At 67.2% G+C, this 19,355-nt stretch carries 19 protein-coding genes; 5 read left to right on the top strand and 14 right to left on the bottom strand.

All coding sequences use genetic code 11. The annotated features are described in order from the left end of the window. Positions 1-36: 36 nt before the first annotated feature. Positions 37-285, bottom strand: a complete 249-nt coding sequence (locus ACVOLV_RS16005) for a hypothetical protein (protein WP_481555240.1) — start codon at positions 283-285, stop codon at positions 37-39. 143 nt (positions 286-428) lie between these two features. On the opposite strand from ACVOLV_RS16005, the gene ACVOLV_RS16000 reads away from it, so the two are divergent. Beyond that, the gene (locus ACVOLV_RS16000) at positions 429-857 is read left to right on the top strand and encodes a hypothetical protein (RefSeq protein WP_481555239.1); all 429 of its coding nucleotides are present in this window, start codon (positions 429-431) and stop codon (positions 855-857) included. Positions 858-923: 66 nt separating this feature from the next. On the opposite strand, the gene ACVOLV_RS15995 is transcribed toward ACVOLV_RS16000, so the two are convergent. Continuing rightward, positions 924-4,259 (bottom strand): ankyrin repeat domain-containing protein, encoded by a 3,336-nt coding sequence (locus ACVOLV_RS15995; protein WP_481555238.1) that lies wholly within the window; start codon positions 4,257-4,259, stop codon positions 924-926. Further along, complete coding sequence (locus ACVOLV_RS15990; RefSeq protein WP_481514940.1) at positions 4,252-4,527, bottom strand: YcgL domain-containing protein; 276 nt, start codon at positions 4,525-4,527, stop codon at positions 4,252-4,254. The genes ACVOLV_RS15995 and ACVOLV_RS15990 overlap by 8 nt, the downstream gene beginning before the upstream one ends. A gap of 241 nt (positions 4,528-4,768) precedes the next feature. On the opposite strand from ACVOLV_RS15990, the gene ACVOLV_RS15985 reads away from it, so the two are divergent. The 3 genes from ACVOLV_RS15985 to ACVOLV_RS15975 are packed head-to-tail and all read left to right on the top strand — an operon-like array spanning position 4,769 to position 7,549. Then, a complete protein-coding gene (locus tag ACVOLV_RS15985; protein ID WP_481555253.1) occupies positions 4,769-5,968 on the top strand; it encodes a beta-ketoacyl-[acyl-carrier-protein] synthase family protein in 1,200 nt (399 codons plus the stop codon). A 5-nt stretch (positions 5,969-5,973) separates the two neighbouring features. Next, the gene (locus tag ACVOLV_RS15980) at positions 5,974-6,768 is read left to right on the top strand and encodes a beta-ketoacyl synthase chain length factor (RefSeq protein WP_481555252.1); all 795 of its coding nucleotides are present in this window, start codon (positions 5,974-5,976) and stop codon (positions 6,766-6,768) included. Further along, positions 6,761-7,549, top strand: a complete 789-nt coding sequence (locus ACVOLV_RS15975; RefSeq protein ID WP_481555237.1) for a glycosyltransferase family 2 protein — start codon at positions 6,761-6,763, stop codon at positions 7,547-7,549. The genes ACVOLV_RS15980 and ACVOLV_RS15975 overlap by 8 nt, the downstream gene beginning before the upstream one ends. A 6-nt stretch (positions 7,550-7,555) precedes the next feature. Here the strand turns inward: ACVOLV_RS15975 and fabG are convergent, their stop codons facing one another. The 8 genes from fabG to ACVOLV_RS15935 all read right to left on the bottom strand — a co-directional run bounded on the left by fabG (position 7,556) and on the right by ACVOLV_RS15935 (position 13,952). Next, positions 7,556-8,287 (bottom strand): 3-oxoacyl-ACP reductase FabG, encoded by a 732-nt coding sequence (fabG, locus tag ACVOLV_RS15970; RefSeq protein ID WP_481555251.1) that lies wholly within the window; start codon positions 8,285-8,287, stop codon positions 7,556-7,558. Positions 8,288-8,317: 30 nt separating this feature from the next. Then, entirely contained in the window at positions 8,318-8,749 is a 432-nt protein-coding gene (locus ACVOLV_RS15965; RefSeq protein ID WP_481555236.1) for a hotdog family protein, read from the bottom strand. Further along, positions 8,736-11,006: an MMPL family transporter gene (locus ACVOLV_RS15960; RefSeq protein ID WP_481555250.1), complete on the bottom strand. Its 2,271-nt coding sequence runs from the start codon at positions 11,004-11,006 to the stop codon at positions 8,736-8,738. The genes ACVOLV_RS15965 and ACVOLV_RS15960 overlap by 14 nt, the downstream gene beginning before the upstream one ends. Before the next feature lie 65 nt (positions 11,007-11,071). Further along, positions 11,072-11,728 (bottom strand): LolA-related protein, encoded by a 657-nt coding sequence (locus ACVOLV_RS15955; RefSeq protein ID WP_481555235.1) that lies wholly within the window; start codon positions 11,726-11,728, stop codon positions 11,072-11,074. Beyond that, complete coding sequence (locus ACVOLV_RS15950; protein ID WP_481555234.1) at positions 11,661-12,608, bottom strand: LpxL/LpxP family acyltransferase; 948 nt, start codon at positions 12,606-12,608, stop codon at positions 11,661-11,663. The genes ACVOLV_RS15955 and ACVOLV_RS15950 overlap by 68 nt, the downstream gene beginning before the upstream one ends. Next, a complete protein-coding gene (locus tag ACVOLV_RS15945; protein ID WP_481555233.1) occupies positions 12,605-12,904 on the bottom strand; it encodes an ApeI family dehydratase in 300 nt (99 codons plus the stop codon). Before ACVOLV_RS15945 ends, ACVOLV_RS15950 begins: the two co-directional genes overlap by 4 nt. Before the next feature lie 50 nt (positions 12,905-12,954). Continuing rightward, complete coding sequence (locus tag ACVOLV_RS15940; RefSeq protein ID WP_481555232.1) at positions 12,955-13,677, bottom strand: ketosynthase; 723 nt, start codon at positions 13,675-13,677, stop codon at positions 12,955-12,957. 5 nt (positions 13,678-13,682) lie between these two features. Next, a complete protein-coding gene (locus tag ACVOLV_RS15935; protein WP_303748293.1) occupies positions 13,683-13,952 on the bottom strand; it encodes a phosphopantetheine-binding protein in 270 nt (89 codons plus the stop codon). A 196-nt stretch (positions 13,953-14,148) separates the two neighbouring features. On the opposite strand from ACVOLV_RS15935, the gene ACVOLV_RS15930 reads away from it, so the two are divergent. Continuing rightward, entirely contained in the window at positions 14,149-15,159 is a 1,011-nt protein-coding gene (locus ACVOLV_RS15930; RefSeq protein ID WP_481555231.1) for a chorismate transformation FkbO/Hyg5 family protein, read from the top strand. A 42-nt stretch (positions 15,160-15,201) separates the two neighbouring features. Here ACVOLV_RS15930 and ACVOLV_RS15925 read toward each other — a convergent pair whose 3' ends face one another. The 3 genes from ACVOLV_RS15925 to ACVOLV_RS15915 all read right to left on the bottom strand — a co-directional run bounded on the left by ACVOLV_RS15925 (position 15,202) and on the right by ACVOLV_RS15915 (position 19,069). Next, positions 15,202-16,548, bottom strand: a complete 1,347-nt coding sequence (locus ACVOLV_RS15925; RefSeq protein ID WP_481555230.1) for an AMP-binding protein — start codon at positions 16,546-16,548, stop codon at positions 15,202-15,204. Positions 16,549-16,659: 111 nt separating this feature from the next. Beyond that, positions 16,660-17,673: a cytochrome d ubiquinol oxidase subunit II gene (gene cydB / locus ACVOLV_RS15920; protein ID WP_303748290.1), complete on the bottom strand. Its 1,014-nt coding sequence runs from the start codon at positions 17,671-17,673 to the stop codon at positions 16,660-16,662. Position 17,674: 1 nt separating this feature from the next. Next, a complete protein-coding gene (locus ACVOLV_RS15915; protein ID WP_481555229.1) occupies positions 17,675-19,069 on the bottom strand; it encodes a cytochrome ubiquinol oxidase subunit I in 1,395 nt (464 codons plus the stop codon). Between the last annotated feature and the right edge of the window lie 286 nt (positions 19,070-19,355).

The raw sequence follows: 19,355 nt of genomic DNA, 5'->3' as shown, positions 1-19,355 counted from the left end.
CCCGCCGCCCCTATCCTCCCCGCAGCCGGCTGGAACTCAGATGAAGCCGCCGCCGATGCTCAGCCGTATCACCCCGACCACAATGACGATGGCATTGAGCAGCAGGCCGGTCTTGGCCCGGCCGCGCTTGCTGACATGGGTGAACAGCAGACCGATCGCGGCGATGATCGCGCCCACGGCGGCAAACGGAATCAGGAACCAGTTCCCCCACCCCAGCAGTGGAATGAAGGCCAACACCATCCACAACAGGGCAACAATTCCCCAAATCAGGCTGATCAGCCCCATGTGCTTTCCTCCACCAGGTACAGCCTGCAAGATAGCCGGGAACCAGCGCCAAGCAAATGGTCCCGTCCATGGCCGGAAGTTCTCGACAGATTCAGCCGGCGCCATGGATCATCCGCAACTACCGATCACCGGGGAGTGAAACCATGAAACTTCCGCTCGCTATCGCACTTTCGCTTGGCCTTGCCCTGGCCATGGGCGGCTGCGCCAGCACCTCCAAGGTCATGCTGGGCCAGGCCCGCGCACCGGTGGACCCGGCCAGCGTGCAGATCTATTCCACCCCGCCAGCCGGCTCGGTGGAGATTGCCCAGCTGGAATCTTCCAGCGCGGTTGGCTTCGGCACCCAGGGCCAGACCGATGCCGCCATTGCCCGGCTCAAGCGCGAGGCCGCCGCACTCGGCGCCAACGGCGTGATCCTGATGGGCGTGGGCGCCGGTGGCTCGCCGGTCGGCATGTCGGTGGGCGCAGGCAGCTACGGCCGCCACACCGGCGGTGGCCTCAGCGTCGGCATCCCCACCCAGCAGAAGCGCGCCGCCGGCGTGGCGATCTGGGTGCCGCCGGGCGCGGGCAGGTAAGTCTTCCTGCTGGTCCTGATGCAAAAAGGGCGCCATTCGGCGCCCTTGTCATGAGTGCTGCTGCGATCAGTTGTGATCGCGCAGGAAGCGGGCCATCGACGATACGCCCGGTACCGCTGGTTCGAATTCGCCGGCAACATCGATGAAGCCGCGCATGATGGCGATGTCGCGCGGGGTGCGGTTGATCGCATCGCGCATGTCCGGATCGGCACCGGCACGCAACAGGCGCTGCACCAGTTGCGGCAGCCCGTGCAGCGCGGCCAGGTGCAACGGGCCGAAGCCACGCGGGTCGCGTACGTCCAGCGCAACATCTTCGTCCAGCAGGCGGTCCACCGCTGCCAGCACCACGCTTTCGTCGCAGGCCGTGCCGGGTTCAGCGCGCGCACCGAGCAGCAACAGCAGCGGCGTCACCGTGCCAGCCGATGCCTGGTCCGGCTCGGCGCCGGCCAGCAGCAAGGTGTCCAGCAAGGCCAACAGGCGGGTGCGATCGCGCGAAGTGAAACCGTAGAGCGCGGCGCAATGCAGCGGTGCCAGTTGCTGGTCGTCGCCGGCATGCACATCGGCACCGGCAGTGAGCAGGCGGGCGACGATGTCCGGCAAGCCCAGGGCAGCGGCCAGCATCAGCACGGTGACACCGCCAGGCAGGCGATGCTCGAGTTTGGCGCCGGCATTGAGCAGCGCGGCCACGATCGTGGTCTGGCGCATGCTCACCGCCGCTGACAACGGGGTGGCGCCGCTGGCCGCCGCATGCTGCGGATCGGCACTGCGTGACAACAACAGGTCCACCACCGCGGCATGACCGCCACCGGCTGCACGCAGCAGGCCGGTGCAGCCCTGTGCGTCGACCGCGTCGACGGCAAAACCAAGATTGAGCAGACGGCGTACTGCATCGGCATCGCCGGCCATCGCTGCCGAGGCAACGTCGGCGTCACGCAGCGCGCGCAGCGGCAGCTGCCAGCCGCGCCAGTCCAGCAGATCCGCCAGATCGCGACGACCACTGGACAAGGCCACGCCCAACGGCGTCTGCCCGTCGGCGGCACGCGCGTCGGGCGATGCGCCCTGCAGCACCAGTTGCTTGAGCGCGGATTCGCGCGCCAATGCAGTGGCCAGATGCAGCGCGGTCATGCCGTGGCTGTCGCGCGCCTCGCGGTCGACGCCATTGAGCAGCAGGTGCTGCTGCAGCTTCAACCAGCCCAGGCGCACCGCCAGCGACAAGGCCGGATCACCGGCCGGCGAAGCAGCAAATGGATCGGCGCCGCGTTCCAGCAGTTCCAGCGCGAATTGTTCGGTGCTGCGCGAACCGTGGTCGTGCTGCGCGCAGGCAGCAAGGAAACGGGTCAGGCCGCCGCGACCGGCCGGCGATACAGCGTGCTGCAGCAATACCTGCAGGGTCGGGATCGCGTCGACGCCGCGCGACAACAGTGCAAACATCGGCGTATCACCGCAGGCATCCAGGACTTCCGGCGCGGCGCCGTGCGCCAGCAGCCAGTCCACCACGCGCGGCTGCAAGGCCAGTTCCGGATCGTGCAGCAGGCTGCCGAGCTCGTCGGCCGCACACAGCTTGGCCAGCGGCGCCATGCCATCGACATTGCCGAATACCAGTGCCTCGCGCAGCAAGGCCAGCGGCGCGCGGTCGTTGAGCACCGGCACGGCATCGCCTTCCTCGCCACTGGCCACTGCCGCATCGCTGACCGCAGCCGGCAACGGATAGCTCGGGTCGAGCAGGGACACAATGCTCCAGCGGCCGGCCGAGGCGGCGTGCTCGATGGCACGACGGCCATCGCTGCCGACCACATCGGCGGCGATGCCCAGGTCCAGCAGACGGCGGATCAGCGCCGCCGAGACATGTTCGGCGCGACTGGCCAACAGCAGGGCATTGCTGCCTTCGCCATCGACGGCATGCACATCGGGCTTGTGCGCCAGCAGGCGCTCCAGCACCGCGGCATTGCCCTGCGCGGCAGCATCCAGCCATGGCGTGCGGCCGGCGGCATCACGCGGCTCGACGTTGGCGCCGGCATTGAGCAGGGTTTCAACAATATCGACGTGGCCAGCCAGGGCGGCCTCGTGCAGGGCGCTGCGACGCTGGCGGTCGCGCGCGTCCAGCCGTGCCTTGTGCTTGAGCAGCAGCTGCACACCGGCCGGATCATCGTCATCGGTGGCCGCGGCCTGCACCAGCACCGGCACGCCATCGGTCGGTTCAACCTTGGCACCACGCTCCAGCAGGAACTTGCCCAGCCGCCAGTTGCCGGCCTGGCAGGCCACCGCCAGCGGGCTGTGGCCATCGTTGTTGAGTGCGTCGATCTCGGCGGCGGCATCACCCAGCAGCGCTGCAACGCCTGGGTCGGAGCTGCGCGCGGCGTGGTGCAGCGGCGTATTGCCATCGGCATCCGGCGTACGCGGATCGGCGCCATTGGCCAGCAGGGTCATCACCGCTTCCGGGCGACCGTGCCAGCTGTCACGGGTGGCCGCCAGCAAGGGCGTCATGCCCTTGTGGGCCTGGTTGACGTCGACACCACGGCTGATCAGCGCACGCAGCAGGCGCAGATCGGGCAGCACCGCTGCCAGCACCGCCAGACTGCGCTGGTCGCGGGATTCAGCTGGCGCCGCTGCATGCGGGTCGGCACCCGCGTCCAGCAGCTGCAGGGCACGATCGATGCGACCACCGCGGGCGGCGTCATACAGTTGCGGCACCAGTTCGTGCTGGGCGATGGGCTCCAGCGGCGCCGGTTCCGCCAGTGCCTCGGCGAACGGATCGAAGGCAGGCTGTTGCGTCCTGCTGGCCTTGCCGCTGCCTGCCGCCGGCGCACTGCGCATAGCCTGCAGCAGGTGATGCAGCAACGGCGCGGCGATCGCGCTGGCAATGGCCAGCGGCCAACGCAGGCCATCGCTGACCAGCCCCGGCGAGGCCGCGGCGACAATCGCCGCGCACAGCAGCAGCACCACGGCTGCCGCGCCCAGGCCATGCCATGAATCCAGGCTGCGGCCGCTCAAGGCCTGCCATTGGCTGCGCAGCGAGCTGTCCTCGCGCTCCATCGCCTGCCATAGCGGCCAGGTGCGCCACAGCGCCAACAGTGCCACGCTGACCGCGATGCTCAGCGCCAATACCGCCGCCAGGCTGCCGCTGTCATGCAGCGCCGCCAGCGGCCAGGACACCAGTACCGCGACGATCGCCGCACCGCCGGCCCACAAGCCCAGCAGTCCAGGCAGTTCACGTTTGAACAGCGCCAGCGACGGGGTCACGCTGCGGGTGCGTCGCCACCACGACACTGCCAGCGCGAAGGCCGGTTGGGCCAGCACGCCGCACACAGCCGCAGCCACGCCGCCGAACGCCGTGGCCAGGGTCAGCAACAGCCCTAGGCCCAGCGCGGCAGCGACAACGCGGCTACGTAATGCTTCAGTCATCGCGACCGTCGATGCGGGCGATCTTCACCGGTGCCAACGGCAACGGCGGTGCCTGCAGGTGGAAACCGCGCTCGGCCAGGTTTGCACGCACCAGCGCGACATCGGCCTGGGCCAGGCGACGTTCGGGGGTCAGCGCCACCTCCAGCACGAAGGTGTAAGGCGCCAAGGTGTTGCCCAGCACCGCTGGGATCACTTCGAAATCATCACGCTTGGCCAGGTACACGTAGGTGTCCTGCTTGCGTTGGCTTTTATAGACGTAAGCTTGCATGCCAGCGGGCTTTGCCCTGCATAGGGAGTCAGAGATTGTGTCGGAAATCTGGCGCTGTTGAAAGGCGGCGGACCAACAAGTACGTGGACCGACCGCGCTTTTGTACATTCATCTACATCAAGATTCCGTTGCCCCGGCCGTCCAGCCATCGCGTGTCGAAACGCCAGACAGCCAGCTGCCGATATACTCGCGCCCCGTCGAAGCCCTGGAAGATAACGTGACGCCTGCATCACCGCCGCGCCTGGCGCCGCTGAACATACTTGCGCACACCGCCACCACGGCCTTGGGTGCGGGTCTGGACGCGCAACGGCGAGGCCTGGCCGGGTGCCACAGCGGTTTGCGGCAGAACGATTTCGGCGACCAGCCCCTGCCGTGCTGGATTGGCCGGGTAGACGGCCTGGAGCAGCTGACCCTGCCAGCGGCGCTTGCCGGGTTCGCCTGCCGCAACAACCAGTTGGCCTGGCTCGCGCTGCAGCAGGACGAGATCCTGGACGCGCTGCAGCAGGTGCGCGAACGCCACGGCGCATCGCGGGTGGCGGTGGTGATGGGCACCTCCACCTCCAGCATCGGCGCCACCGAAGAAGCCTATGCCCGGCTTGAAGCCGATGCCGATGGCAATCTGCATTTTCCGCCGGACATGCTGCGCCCACGCATTCATACCCCGCATTCGCTGGGCGACTTCGTACAGGTGGCCACCGGCTTGAGCGGCCCCTGCGTCACCGTTGCCACCGCCTGCTCGTCCAGCGCCAAGGTCTTCGCCCAGGCCGCCCGCCTGATCAACGCCGGCCTGGCCGATGCCGCCCTGGTCGGTGGCGTGGATACCTTGTGCGGCAGCGTGCTGTACGGCTTCAACTCGCTGCAGCTGGTCTCACCGACACCCTGTCAGCCATTTGACGCACGCCGCATCGGCCTGTCGCTGGGCGAAGCTGGCGGCTACGCGGTACTGGAACGTGCCGCTGCGGGCCCGGCCACGGGCTTGCAGCTGCGCGGCTACGGCGAATCCAGCGATGCCCACCATATGTCCGCGCCGCACCCCGAAGGTCTGGGTGCGCGCCTGGCCATGCAGGCCGCGCTGCAGCGCGCCGGCATCGACGCCGGCGACGTGGGCTATCTCAACCTGCACGGCACCTCCACCCCGGCCAACGACAGCATCGAGGCCGCAGCAGTCGCCGCCTTGTTCCCGCCCAGCCTGCATGCCAGCTCGACCAAGGGCTGGACCGGCCACACCCTGGGCGCAGCCGGCATCGTTGAATCGGTATTCGCATTGCTGGCACTGGAGGACGGCCTGCTGCCGGGCACCTTGAACAGCGAGATCCCCGACCCGGCCTGCGGTCCACAGATCCGCTTCGAGAACGCGCAGGCCGATATCAGCTATGCAATGAACAATTCCTTTGGCTTCGGCGGCAACAACTGCTCGCTGGTCTTCGGCAAGGCAGGATGAGCACGATGCTGGAAGCAACACTGGAAGGCATCGGTTTCTGGGGCGCAGGACTACCCGACTGGGACAGCGCCTGCGTCTGGATGCGCAAGGGTGAACGTCCACTGGATCCAGCAGCCCGTCCCTCGCCGCAATTGCTGGCGGCCAATGAGCGCCGCCGCGCGCCGGGCACGGTGGCCGTGGCGCTTGAAGCCGCGCTGGCAGCCTGTGAAGCGGCCGACCGCGCGCCGGCGACCTTGCCTGCGGTGTTCACCTCCACCCATGGCGAGCTGACCATCACCGACTACATGTGCGCCACATTGGCCGATGACCCCTGCGCCATCTCGCCGACCAAGTTCCACAACTCGGTGCACAACGCCGCCGCCGGCTACTGGACCATCGGCGCAGGTGCACACTTCGCCGCCACCGCCATCAGCGCCGGCCACCACAGCTTCGCGCAGGGTCTGCTGGAAGCGATGGTGCAGCTGCATGCCGGGGAAGAGGCGGTGCTGCTGGTTGCCTATGACGGCAACGCCAGTGGCCCGGCCGCCGAAGTGTCGCCAAGCACCGGCCTGCTGGGGGCAGCCTTCGTGCTGTCGCGCACGGCCTGTGCCGGCTTGCCCGGCCTGCAGCTCAAGCTGCACGACCAGCCGCCGCCGTCGCCAGCGCAGCACACGCAGCAAGGCCCGTTGCTGCAGCTGTACGCTGACAACGCGATGCACACCGCACTGCCGCTGCTGGAAGCTTTGGCAATGGATCTGGAAAAAGTATGGATGCGCTCAGGCACTGATCAGTGGCTGGAGATCGACATCCTCCATGAATGACCAGCGCCCGCTCTGTGCCGACAACGTCGCCGTGGTCATTCCGGCGCTGAACGAGGAACTGCGCATCCGCCAGGTGGTCGAGGGCGCGTTGCAGTACTTCCCGCATGTGATCGTGGTCGACGACGGTTCCAGCGACCGCACCACCGACTGCATCGCCGATCTCCCCGTCACCGTGCTGCGCCACCCGCAGCGCATGGGCAAGGGCCAGGCGCTGCGCAGCGGCTTTGCCGAAGCCAACCGCCGCGGTCTGCTGGGCGTACTGACCCTGGATGGCGACGGCCAGCATCTCGCCGCCGACCTGCCGCGCCTGCTGGCCAGCGCCAACCGCCACCCCGGCAGCATCATCATCGGCGCACGCCTGCGCAAACGCGCATCGCAACCGCTGTACCGGCGCCTGGCCAACGAGTTCGGCGACTGGGGCATCGCCTGGGGCACGCATTACCAGGTGGCCGACAGCCAGAGCGGCCAGCGCTTCTACCCGGCCGAAGTGATCGCCCTGCGCGAGATCTCCGCCGAGGGCTTCGTGTTCGAGGCGCAGGTGGTGATCTCGGCGGCGCGGCAACTGGGCACGCGTTGCGTGTCGGTGCCGATCGAATCGCGCTACCGCTGCGCCGACAGCGATGAGCCGTTCCGGCCCAGCCATTTCAAGCCGCTGCAGGACCTGTACAACATCACCAGCCACATCGTGTTGCTGGCCCTGCGCCATGGCCATATCTGGCGCGTCTACCGCAGCATCCGCAACAATCCGCCGATCATCGACCGCACCGACGCCGCAGGCTGAGACAGCTCAGCCCATGCCGCCGTTGATGCCGATCACCTGGCCGTTGATATAGCCGGCCATATCGCTGCACAGGAAGGCCACCAAGGCCGCCACTTCTTCCGGTTTGCCGGCGCGGGCGGCGGGTACGGTCTGCTTGATCAGCTCCGCCGGAAACGCATCGGCCGCCATCTGCCCCTCGATCACCCCCGGTGCGACCACGTTGACGCTGACGCCCCGGCTGGCCATTTCCCGTGCCAAGGATTTGCTGGCGCCATGCAGGCCGGCCTTGGCTGCGGCGTAATTGGTCTGGCCACGATTGCCCAGCACTGCCGCCACCGACGATACGCTGACGATGCGGCCCCAGCGGGTACGCGCCATTGGCAGCAGCAGCGGCTGGGTCACGTTGAAGAAACCGTTGAGGCTGACGTCGATCACCCGCTGCCAACGCTGTGCATCCATGCCGGCCATCGGCGCGTCATCGTGGATGCCGGCATTGTTGACCACGATCTGGATCGGAGCGTCGGCCAGCAATGCTTCCAGTGCAGCATTCACCGCATCGCCGTCGGCAACATCGAAGGCCACCGCCTGCGCGCTGCCGCCGTCAGCAATGATCTGCGCGACCACCGCGTCGGCACGCGCCAGGTTGGCATTGGCATGCACGATCACATGCGCGCCATCGGCGGCCAGCCTGCGGCAGATCGCGCCGCCCAGGTCACCACTGCCGCCGGTTACCAGCGCACGTCGTTGCTTGCTCATGATGGGTTTGCTCCGCTGTGTCTCATTGATTGTTCACGGCAACTGCAGCATCACCGCGGCGCGGCCTTCGGCCAGCAGCTGCTCGCGATGGTGGATGCGGAAGCTGTACTGCTGGCTGCCCTCGCCTTCGGCCAATACCTGTGCCGTGGCCTCCAGTGCATCAGGCAGGTCGTCAAAACGCGCCACATGCAACTGCACATCGCGCAGCGCCACCAGCACACCCGGCACTACCGCGCCGCCGCGCTCGCGCCCGCGCAGGCCGCCATGCACGGCCATCGCCTGTGCGCCGTATTCGCATAGATGGATCGCGCGCAGCTGCTTGTCACAGCGCAGGGGATGCAGGAGATCGCGGTGATTGAAGGCGCGCAATGTGATGTCCTGCGCCGACCAGTCCACCACTTCATCCCACAGGCACATGCGGCCCTGATGCGGAACGAGTTCGAGGATGTCCTCACGCCCCAGCATGGCCGAGCTCCTGGCTTGGATGGCGCGAGATCAACAACGCCAGGATGAAATTGCAGACCACACCCAGCGCCACCGTGCTGCCGATCGCACGCAGCACCGGTATCGAGGACAGCCCAAGCAAGCTGAATACCAACAGCGTCATCACGCTGCATACCAGCAGGCCATGCAGGGTGCGCAGCTGGTCGGCATGACTGTCGCCGGCATGCTCGAAGAACAGACCGTAATCCAGGCCAAGCCCGGCAGCGAGGATCAGGCCGATCAGATGGAACAGGTTCAACTCCACACCCAGGCCACGCAGCACCGCCAGCACCAGCAAGGTGGTCAGGACCATCGGCAGCAGCACCCGCAGCACACGCCGGGGTGAACGCAATGCCAGGCCCACGGTCAGCGCCAGCAACAGCACCGCGACCGCCAGCGCCATCAGCACGCGGCTGCGGTAGTCGGCCACCAGCGATTCGGAGGCCTGCTTCATGTCCAGCAACTCGGCGCCATGCACGCGGGCGGTACTGGCCACCGCTGCCACGTCATTCAAACCACTGAGCGAGACCAGCGCGATGGCGTGATCCTGGCCCTGCACCAGCAAGCCACCGACTGCCGTCGCCAGCGGCGTGCCCTGCAGATCCGCTGCCTGCAGCGCCGGTGCACTACGCGCCTGCATCACGTCCTTGACGAAGGGCTCGAACGCATCCTCGACGAAGGGCGTGCCTGCAACGGCGGAGGCCAGCGCTGCCCGCAGCGTGGCTTCGTCCGGCAGCTGCTGCTGGCGCTGGCGCTGGGTGGCGGCGCTGGGCAGATAGCGCGCGGCCATGTCATAGCGTTCCAGTTCGCCATTGGCGACCAGCGCATCCAGGGCGGGCCGCAGTCGTTCGCTGGCAGCCAGCGCGGCCTGCGCATCCTTGCCACGCACTGTGATCAGATAGCGCACGTCGGGCGCGCCCAGTTCGCTGCGCAGTTGTGCGTCGCGGATCAGATCCTGCGGGTCGACCGGGGTCAGGCGGCCAAGATCGTTCTGCCAGAACGCGCCCGGTGCCAGCAGCATGACCGCCACCGCAACCGCGGCAAGCGCGGCCAATGACCAGCGTGGTCGTGGCAGCCGCTGGGTGTGTTTCCACAGCCGCGCCAGCCGCGCGGAGTCGGCAAAATCGTGCGTTGCCGGATCGATCAATGCCGGCAGCAGATAGCGCGTGGCCAATGCCGCCGTCGCCAGCGCGGTGATGGTGAACACCGACAGCTGCTTCAGGCCATCCACGCCGGAGAACAGGAAGGTCAGGTAGGCGATGCAGGTGGCGATCACGCCGGTACCCAAGGTCGGCCACAGCGCGCGCACGTTGTCCCAGGCCGAGCGGCCCGGCCGCTGGTGGCTGAAGAAGTGGATGGGGTAATCCTGCACGACACCAATCAGGGTGAAACCGAAGGCGATGGTGATGCCATGCACGCCATCGAAACCCAGCGCCACCGCACACAGGCCGGCGAGCCCGGCGCTGGCCAGCGGCAGGAAGCCGAGGATCGGCATCTTCCAGCTGCGGTAGGCGAACCACAGCAGCAGGATCATGCCGATGGTATCCAGCGTGCCGATCATGCTGGCTTCGCTGGCGGTGCGGTTACCGATCTTCACCGAGAACGCCCCCGGCCCGCTCAACTCGATGCGGCTGCCGCTGCCTGCGGCGATGCGGGTGAACTGGTGGTTGATCGTGTCCACCGCCAGCTGCTGGGCGCCGGGATCAAAGCCGGCGGCATGGGTCTGCACCAGCAACAATGCCTGCTTGCCGGTGCGGTCGAACCAGACCTCGTCGATACGCTGCGGTGCATTGGCAGGCTGCAGGGCTTCGGCCACGCGCAGCACCTGCAAGGTGGGGTCGGAGGGCAGCAAGGGCTCGATCAAACCGCCTGCCGGCGAACCCAGGTCCTGCAGGCGCGCCTGCAGCTCCTCGCTGAGCGTGGCGCTGGAGAACGCACCTGCCGGCAGTGCATCAATCAGGTAACGGTAGGGCAGCAGACGTTCGGGAAATGCTTCCAGCCCAGCCTGCTCGCCATTGGCGAGCAACTCGAACTGTGCATCGGCGGCCAGCGCTTCACGCAGCGCGCGCGACTGCTGCGCCAGCTGCTCTGGTGCGGCGCCGGATAGCGCGACCAGCAACAAGCGTGCACCGGGGCCTTCGCCGAGTTCATCCAGCAAGAGTTTCTGTGCGGGCGTACGTGCATCAGGCATGAACTTGCGCAGGTCGCCGCTGACCTGGATGCGGCTGCTGATCCACATGCCAAGCACGCCGAGCAGCAGCAACCAGACTATGGCCAGACCTATGCGATGCGTGGACGAGAGCTTCAACGGGTTCGGCCCGCATTGCACAGGCCGTTCAATGCGGCGGCATCACGTACTGCAGCCGCTGCGGTGGCGGCAGTGCCGAGCAGGGTGCGCTGCACATCGCCCTTTGCCGGCTGGGTTTCGATGCAGCGCAGTTCCGCGTTCTGGCCATGCAGGGTCACGGCGCGCACACGGCGCGCCAATGCCTCTGCCTTGGGCGTCAGCTGCAGCTGCCAGTGCTGCGCGCTGCCCGAGGCCTGCAGCCGGTAGCTGCGCTCCAGGGCGGCAAGGTCACCGGACAACATCGCACCGAAGCTGGCCTGCAGATCGGCCAGCTCAGGAACACGCTGCAGCGCGAACACGCGTGGTGGCTTGCCGGCGCGGGCAATGCTGACCTGGCCATTGGCAATCGTGGTGGTTTCGGCATACGGCGCGCGCACCTCGCGAACCAGCGTGCCGACATCCGGGCGACGGTACTGGCCTTCGACCCGCAGCGGCTCCTTCAGCAGCGCCGAGCCACGCAGTTCGAGGAAGCTGGTCTGGCTGGGCGCCGGCTGCGCCAGTTGCCGCAGTATCCACGCCGCATCGACGCCATTGGCCAGCGCCGGGCTACTGAGCAGCAGGCTCGTCAGCAGGCACAGCAGCGGGCGCAGGGTCTTGGGAATGCCAGAAATCATAGAAATTGAACCAGTTGTAAGGGGCGTCGCGCAGGTGATGCTCCAACCTGCCGGCGTAACGGTGGATAAGCGCGGACAACAACTCGGCGCGGCCGCGCCGGGGAATGTCCACCGCCTCGGCAAACGACTCGAAGCGCAGGTCGTAGCGGTTGCCGCCACGGTACAGGCCAAATGCCAGCACCACCGGCGCCTTCAGTGCATTGGCGATCAACCAGGGTGCGGTCGGGAAGGCCGCCGCGCTGCCCAGCAGCGGTGCCGCGATGGCGGGCTCGTCCGGGCGTGCCCTATCCACCAGCAAGGCCACCATCGCGCCTTCCGCCAATGCCTGCTGGATGGCCAGCACGATCGCCGTGCCATCCTGCGCGGCATCGATGATGCAGTCGGCCAGCTTGGGGTCGAGCTCGGCCAGCAGCTCGGTGATGGCGGCGTTGTGCGCACGGTCCATCAGCACCCGTAGTTTCAGGTCCGGGCGCATCCTGGCCAGCACCCGCAGGGCGTCGAAACTGCCCAGATGGGAGCCGAACACCAGCACCCCGCGGCCCTGGTCCAGCAACTGCAGCAGCGGCTCGGTGCCGCTGCTGCGGATATCGAACAGAGCGGTGCGGCCGGCCAGCAGAAACACCCGATCCAGGATGGTGGCGGCGAAGGTGTGGATATGCCGTGCCACTTCCAGCGCACGCGCCGGGCGACCAAGCAGACGCTGCAGGTAATCGGCGGAGGCACGCCGCTCCGCACCACGCACGCAGTAGAAATAGCAGGTGATCGGATACAGGCAGGCGCGGGCGATGCCGCGTCCGCCATGGCGGGCAATGCCGCCGATCAGGCGGACCGCGAAGCGTCCGCCACCTTCAGGTCGATGCTTCCAGTCGGGCGCGTTCATGCCCGCGCGTCAGCTTCGGCCAGCACCAGCTCGCCACGCACCAGCAGCTGGTCAGCGCGCAGCACGCGGAACTTCCAGCGCGGTGCCTGTCCTTCCAGTTCTATCCGCGCCTGCTCATCCGGCAGCAACGGTGCCATGAACTTCACCTGCGGCAGGCGCAGCGCGCCGAGCGCATGTCCGCACTCGGCCGCCACCGCCTGCAGCACCTGTTCCAGCACCACCACCCCGGGCACCAGCGGCCGGCCCGGGAAATGGCCGGGCAGGCAGGGGTGATCGGAAGGAATGCTGAAGTACATGGCTGCGCTGGCGGCGATTTGTGCAGACAGGATACCGGCAGCCCCGTGCTTCAGCGCAGCAGGTCGCGCCAGAACGCCGGGCCGAGCTGGCCCATCTGGCGCATGAAATCCCAGGCGTTGCGGTAAGGGCGCTGCGGGAACAACTGCGAGCGCACCGCGTACTCCAGCGCGAAGAAGCCGCCGATCAGCCCCCAATCGGCGATGTTCGCGCACCACGACCATTGTTCATGGGTCACCGGCCACCACGGCTGGATGCCGAACGCCGCCAGCAGGCCGTCAGGCACCGCGCTCATCGCCAGGCCGAGGTTGATCAGCGCCAGCAGCACCAGCACCACGGCCCAGGCAGCACTGAGCCGCCGCGTATAGCGTTCGAGCTGCGCCGTCAGCGGCATCGCGGCCCGCGCATACAGCGCCTGCACGATGCGGGTGATCAGCGGAACCTGCCCCGGCAGCAGCGAACGGGCAAAACCCCAGGCCACCAGCAGCGGGAATACCACCGGCGGTGCCAGCAGCAGCATCCAGGCCCAGCTCGATCCACCCAGCCACCACAGCAGCGCACAGCTCACTGCCAGCACGCCGAACGCCCACGGCTGGCGCCGCGCGAGCGGTTCCAGCAGGCACAGCAGGACCAGCCCCGCCAGCGCGGCGGCGGCCCACATGCCTTCATTGCGCAGGCTGGCCACGTGCGACAGCACCGGGTAGGCCAGCAGCAGGATTACCCGCAGCGCCAGCGCCACCGGCCCGTGGCCGGGTTCAGGGCTGGCAGCAGTCACGCCGTTCAGACCGTCTTGTTGGCTTGGATATGTGCCGACAGGGCACGCAGGGAACCGAAAATGCGGCGGTTGTCCTCGTTGTCCGAGCGCAGCTGGAAGCCGTAGCGCTTGCTGATGGCCAGGGCCAGCTCCAGCGCATCGATCGAATCCAGGCCCAGGCCATCATTGAACAACGCTGCTTCCGGGTCGATCTGGGCCGGGTCCACGTCTTCCAGGTTCAGGCTCTCGACCAGCAGCCCGGCCAGCTCGCGCTCGGCATCATTTTGTTGCGACATTTCCACACCTACTGCCAATCAGACCCGCAACGATCCGGCATCGCCGACTGTTGCGCAAGCATGACAGGTACAGCACGCGGGGTATCATTGCTGTCTCTGCGATGCCCGATACGCCGTGCAATGACGTTCCTGCTCCACTCCCGCCGCCGCCAACCCTGCTCCGCCTGCCTGACTGTCAATGTCACGGGGGCCTGAGATGAATGCCCGGACGTCCCCGACGGCAGCTGCCGCGCTGCAGATCGACTATGCCGATCCTTCGCAGCTGAACACCTTGTTGGCCGATCCGCAGGTGCTGGCCATCTTCGGCTTCCAGGCCGGCGACGGCGCCGCAGCCAGCGCTGACCCGCGCTATCTGCAGGTTGGCCTGCAGCCGGATGGCCAGCCCCAGCTGGAAGTGTGGCGCAGCGACAAGCCGGTCAGCAGCGGCCGCGACGCCAATGGCGTGGCCTGGGCCAGCGACGGTGCATTGATGTTCGGTGCACTGCAAGTGGATGAGCACCAGCACGGCGGCATCATCGGCGCCTCCGAGCACGCCTATGCGCGCATGCTCGAAGCCCTGCCGGCGCATGCCTATCCGCACCTGCTGCGGATCTGGAACTACCTGGACGCGATCACCGACGGCGAGGACGACAGCGAGCGCTACCGCGAATTCTGCGTGGGCCGTGCCCGTGGCATCGGTGCCATCGACACCAGCACCCTGCCCGCTGCCACCGCCATCGGTCGCGTCGACGGCGTGCGCGTGCTGCAGGTGTATTGGCTGGCCGCGCGTGAAGCCGGCACCCCGCTGGAAAACCCGCGCCAGGTCAGCGCCTACCGCTATCCACGCCAGTACGGCCGGCAATCGCCGAGTTTCGCCCGCGCCATGCTGGCCGCCAACGGCAGCCGCCTGCCGCTGCTGCTGTCAGGCACCGCCAGCGTGGTCGGCCACGCCACCCTGCACGGCGACAGCACCCAGCGCCAGTTGCAGGAAACCTTCGCCAATTTCGAAGCCTTGATCGGCGCTGCACGTACGCATCGGCCGGGTTTGCCAGCCCAGTTCGGCGACGGCAGTCGGCTCAAGGTCTATGTGCGCGATGCGGCTGAAATTGCCGAGGTGCGCGCCGCGCTGGCCGCACATCTGCCGCCACAGGTGCCTTACATCGTGCTGCATGCTGCGGTATGCCGGCGCGACCTGCGGGTCGAGATCGACGGCGTCCACGACGCCTGATCTGCGGCCACGTCGGCAACACGTCGGCCAAACCGCTGCGGCTTAGTGCCCCAGCAATGCCAGCACTGCGTCACGCGGCAGCTTGCCGGTATCGTTGCGCGGCAACACCGCCACCTTGCGCAGCGGCCGTGGCAGGAACACCGGATCCATGAACTCACGCAGTTCGCGCAGGATATCGGCCTCTTCACGCTCTGGCGCCACCACCAGCGCAGCGATGCGGCCAACCGCATGACCGGGTTCGGGCGCCAACTGCACCACCACCGCATCGACCACGCCGGGCACGGCCTGCAGCTTGCGCGTGAGATCACCCAGCGAGGCGCGTTTGCCGGCGATTTCCAGCAGGTCGGCGCGGCGGCCACGCAGCACGAAGCGATCACCTGGCAGCAGTTCGACCAGATCGGCCAGGCTTACCGGCGCGCACAGATGCGCCGCATGCACCCGCGTGCCATCGGGCTGCGGCTCCAGGCGCACGCCCGGCAACAGGCTCCAGGCCGACTCGCGGGCGGTGCGGCGGCGCGCGAAGATGCAGGTCTCGGTGGAACCGAACATCTCCCGCACCTCGGTGGTGAATGCCTGCTCGGCAGCCGCCGCAAGTTCCTGCGACAGCGGCGCGGTGGCGGTGACGATACCGGCCAGCGGCGGCAACTCCACACCGGATTCCACCAGCGCCTTGAGGTGCACCGGCGTGGTGATCAGCACGCGCGGCGCCTGCACCTGCTGCAGTGCCAGCACCACGTCCTGCGGAAAGAACGGGCGCCCGGCCTGCAAGGTTGCCGGCGCCAGCAAGGGCAGCAGCACCGCCATCTCCATGCCGTACATATGCTGCGACGGCACCGTCGCCACCAGCGCCGGCTGCGCATCACCCCACAGGCTTTGCAGCGCTTGCAGGTTCTGCGCGGTGCTGGCCAGGAACGAACCCCAGGTCTTGCTGTTGGCGCTGGGCGTACCAGTGCTGCCGGAGGTGAAGCCGATCGCCACCAGTTGATCGCTGGCCAGCTGCGGCAGATCGCCGCCCAGCTGCGGCAGTTCCGCCGGCAACACGAAGCTGTCCGCTGGCAACTGCTCAAACGCGTCATCGCTGATGCAGTAGGTCTGCGCATAGCGCTGTTGCACATCGGCCACCACCGCATGCGCACGCGAAGAAGGCAGCAGGTTCACCTGCCCACGCAAGGCCACCGCACAGAACGCCACCAGGAAGCGATAGCGGTCATCGCAGAGGTTGATTGCGTGCTCGGCTGGCGGCAGCAGTGCGGCCACGCCGCGCACGTGCGCGAAGAAGGTCTGCAGATCGACCGAACGATCCTTGCCCACCGCCAGCAAGCGGTGCAGCTCACCATTGGCCAATGGATGACGGGAAGGGCTTGGCAACTGCTCGGAAACAACCGACATGCGACTACGATGACCTCGTTCGATGGACTGCCCATCACGGCGGCGGCCACAACGGGCGGCCAGCTTGGCCCCGAGCGGCCCGGCTGGCAAGCCGGGCCATGTCGCTACGGTTCAGTGATAACCGGTCTCAGCCGTCACCTTGCCGCGGAACACCCGGTACGACCACACCGTATAGCCGAGGATCACCGGCAGCAGCAGCACCAGCCCGACCATGCTGAAGCCCAGCGAAGACGCCGGTGCGGCAGCCTGCCACAGGGTCAGGTGCGGCGGCAGCAGATAGGGCCACATGCCCAGCACCAGGCCGACGAAGCCAAGCACGAACAGCGCCAGGGTCAGCAGGAACGGCGGCAGGTCGCGGCGCGGATGCATGGCGCTGCGCCACAGCGCCACCGCCACCGCCAGGGTCAACAGCGGTACCGGCGACAGCCACCAGAAGTTGCCGTCGCTGAACCAGCGTTCCATCACCCGCGACTGCAGGAACGGCAGCCAGGTGCTGACCAGGCCCATGAACACGATCACCGCCACCATCAGCGGCCGCGTCAGCGAGCGTGCCAAGGCCTGCTCGCGGCCCTCGGTCTTGAGGATCAACCAGGTGCTGCCGAGCAGCGCATAGCCAGTAACCACCGCAACACCGGTCAGCATCGAGAACGGACTGAACCAGCCGAAGGCACCGCCGCTGTATTGCCCGTCCTGCATCGGCAGGCCCTGCACCAGCGCGCCAAGGATCACGCCCTGCGCGAACGAAGCCAGCAGTGAGCCCAGCGCGAACGACACGCTCCACAGCGCGCGCGAACGATGCGCCTTGAAGCGGAACTCGAAGGCCACGCCGCGGAACACCAGGCCCATCACCAGCAACAACACCGGCAGATACAGGCCCGACAGCAGCACCGCATACACCTGCGGGAACGCCGTCATCAGACCGGCACCGCCGAGCACCAGCCAGGTCTCATTGCCATCCCAGATCGGCGCAGCGGTATTCATCATCACGTCGAGCTGCTGCTCGTCCTCGGCAAACGGTGCGAGGATGCCGATGCCGAGCACGAAGCCATCCAACACCACGTACATCAGCACGCCGAAGCCGATCACCGCGAACCATGCCACCGGCAGCCAGGTTGTCATCTCCATGTCAGCGCTCCTCCAGCGGTTCATTGACGCCGGACAGCGGCCGCGCCGGGGTATGCATGCCGTCGTCGCGCGGTGGCTGCTCGTGTGGCGCCGGGCCACTGCGCATGATCTTGATCAGGTACCAGATGCCCCAACCGAACACGAACAGATAGCCGATCACGTAGACAGTCAGCGACAACACCGTCATCCACACACTCTGCGTACCGACCGCATCGGCAGTACGCAGCAACCCGTAAACCACCCAGGGTTGCCGGCCCATCTCGGTGACGAACCAACCCGACACCAGCGCGATGAAGCCGCTGGGCAACATCCAGTTCCAGCCGCGTAGCAGCCACTTCGATTCCAGCAGACGCCCACGCCATAGCTGGAACGCCGAGATCCACGCCAGCACCAGCATCAACGTGCCGATCCCGACCATGATGCGGAATGCAAAGAACACCGGCACTACCGGCGGCCGCTCACTGGCCGGCACCGAGGTCAGCGGCGCGAACGTACCGTCCGTGCTGTGGGTCAGGATCACGCTGCCGAGCTTGGGAATGGCGATCTCGTAATCGTTGCGCTCCTCCTTTTCATTCGGCACCGCGAACACCACCAGCGGCACGCCTTCGCCAGGCTTGCTTTCATGCCAGTGTGCTTCCATCGCCGCGATCTTCATCGGCTGGTGCTGCAGCGTGTTCAAGCCATGCATGTCACCAACGAAGATCTGCACCGGCACCGTCAACGCAGCGAATGCGACGGCTGCCACCAGCATCTTGCGGCCGGCTTCCACATGCACGCCACGGCGCAGATACCAGGCACCGACACCACCGATGACAAAACACGTGGTGATGAACGAACCCAACGCCATATGCGCCAGGCGATACGGGAATGACGGATTGAAAACAATCTGCCACCAGTCCTGCGGGTGCACGATGCCATCAACCAGCGCGTAGCCGGCCGGTGTATGCAGCCAGCTGTTGGAAGACAGGATCCAGAACGTGGAGAACAGCGTGCCCAACGCCACCATGCAGGTGGAGAAGAAGTGCAGGCGCGGCGACATCTTCTCCCAACCGAACAACATCACGCCGAGGAAACTGGCCTCGAGGAAGAACGCGGTCAACACCTCGTAAGTCAGCAGCGGCCCGATCACGGTGCCAGCCACTTCGCTCAGCCGCGGCCAGTTGGTACCGAACTGGAAGGCCATGACGATGCCGCTGACCACGCCCATGCCGAAGGACACGGCGAAGATCTTCTGCCAGAAGAAAAACAGCTCGCGCCAGACCGGGTTGCGGGTGCGCAGCCAACGCCATTCAACGAAGGCCAACCAGCTGGCCGTACCGATGGTGAAGGCCGGGAACAACACATGAAAACTCACCACGAATCCAAACTGGATCCGGGACAACAGCAGCGCTTCCACGGCCGCTTCTCCGCAACTCTTTAATTGGGGCGATTCTGGTCCTGTATTGGTTAAGAACGGATGTGACCGGTTGTCGCAGTGCGTCAAAAAGTCGCAGCAGCTGTAGCTCCCTCCCTTTGGCGCAGCCAAGGGCAGGGTAGGGGAGGGGTGCGCTTTTGGCCGCCCGGTAGTGGGGGGGGGGGGGGGGGGGGGGGGGGGGGGGGGGGGGGGGGGGGGGGGGGGGGGGGGGGGGGGGGGGGGGGGGGGGGGGGGGGGGGCGGGGCGGGGGCAAGGGGGGGGGGGGGAG

It is taken from the genome of Stenotrophomonas sp. STEN023 (genome assembly GCF_056760135.1).
This window is presented reverse-complemented; position numbering and strand designations above follow the sequence as displayed.